General features: G+C 60.8%; 1 protein-coding gene. It reads right to left on the bottom strand.

Translation table 11 applies throughout. The features are described 5' to 3' along the window. Positions 1-34 precede the first annotated feature (34 nt). Positions 35-1,458, bottom strand: a protein-coding gene (locus tag A2J03_RS25410; RefSeq protein WP_442971412.1) for an IS3 family transposase whose coding sequence is annotated in 2 segments (ribosomal slippage) — positions 35-1,111 and positions 1,114-1,458 — 1,422 coding nt in all. Because the reading frame shifts where the segments join, the coding sequence is not laid out codon by codon here. Between the last annotated feature and the right edge of the window lie 127 nt (positions 1,459-1,585).

Here is a 1,585-nt window from a genome sequence, read left to right as displayed (position 1 = left end):
CGGAATTTGTCAAGGCGGGTGAGTCCAGTGGGTGTTAGGCCGCTACCGAATGTTGCTTCTGGTCGGTGTCGGCTGGTTCGGCGGGTTTGTTGATCCACGCGACATCGGGAAGCGCAAGGATCTTCGGTGTTGTGGTGGTGCCGAAACGATGCGGATATGCCGCACGTGCGGCATCGAGGACTGCACGGCGTTCGGCTGCCTTGCTTTCGGCGAGGCCGTAGTGGACGTCGGCGGGAGTGTGCAATCCGATCCCGGTGTGACGGTGTTCGTGGTTGTACCAGTCAGCGAATCTGATCATGAATTCCCTTGCTTCGCTGAGTGATCCGAACCGATCCGGGAAGCCCGGACCGTATTTCAACGTCTTGAACAACGACTCGGAGTACGGATTGTCGTTCGACACCCTCGGCCGGGAATGACTTCGGGTGACCTCGAGATCAGCCAAGAGTGCGGCGACGGTTTTGCTGGTCATGGATGTGCCGCGGTCCGCGTGCACCACATGTGGGACACCATGGACCGCGAAGATCTGTTCCATCAATTCCTTTGCCAGTACACCGGATTCATGGTTGTGGACGTGAACGCCGACGATGTAACGGGAGTAGATGTCGATCATCACGTACGCATCGAAATACTTCCCCTTCTCCGGGCCGGCGAGTTTGGTGATGTCCCAGGAGTACACCTGCCGAGGCGCGGTCGCCACCAGCTCCGGGCACGCTCGCGCTGGATGCCGCGCCAGTCGTCGCCGTTCGCTGACCTGACGGTTGTCGTGCAGCACGCGGTACATCGTGGAGACCGAACACAGGTAGATGCCCTCATCGAGCAGCTGAGAGTAGACCTGCAACGGTGCCAGGTCGACGAATCGGTCGCAGTTCAGGACGTCGAGGATGTGTAGACGTTCACCGGTCGAAAGTTTGTTGACCGGTTCACGTACAGGTTGGCCGGTCACTGCAGGAGTGGGTGCGGTCGCGGCTGTGCGGCGACGGGTGGCTGTCGAGCGGTGCAGTCCGGTCAGGGTGCTGCCCTCGCGCGAGCTGATTCCGATGCCTGTCAGGTCGGTGTAGGCAGCGGTCATCGCTTGTTGTTCTTCTCGTCCGAATCCGCGCTCTCGGAGAGAGACTCCAAGAGCGCGTGTGCTTTTCCCATGATGTCCAGTGCAGCTTCGGTGGTGTTCAGTCGTTTGTTCGCGCGGGTCAGTTCACGGGTGAGACGGGCAATTTCTGCTTGCTCCGGAGTGAGTTTTCCGACCTTCTCGCCTGGTTTCTTGTCGGCGAGGACGCCGGCGTCGCGGTGTTTGCGCCATTCGCTGATCAACGAGGAATACAGGCCCTCGCGGCGCAGGTACGCACCGCCGTCGCCGCTCTCGCAGGCGTGCTCGTAGGCGCGGAGGTGCTCGACCTTCTCGGCGGCGGTGAAGGTGCGTCGCCGTCGTGGTCCGTCTGCTCGCGGATGTACTGAATCCATCCGTTCATTGTCGCTGCTGATCGGGATGGTCGTGGTGATGGTCATGATGTGTGTCGATCCGTATCTCGCCCTGCATCAGGCCGGGTTGCTATGAACCAGTGGACTCACCTCACCCTGACACGCAGGG

It is taken from the genome of Rhodococcus sp. EPR-157, assembly GCF_001647195.1.
Lineage (GTDB): Bacteria > Actinomycetota > Actinomycetes > Mycobacteriales > Mycobacteriaceae > Rhodococcoides.
The sequence above is the reverse complement of the archived record's forward strand: the minus strand, read 5'-3'. Positions and strand labels throughout refer to the sequence as shown.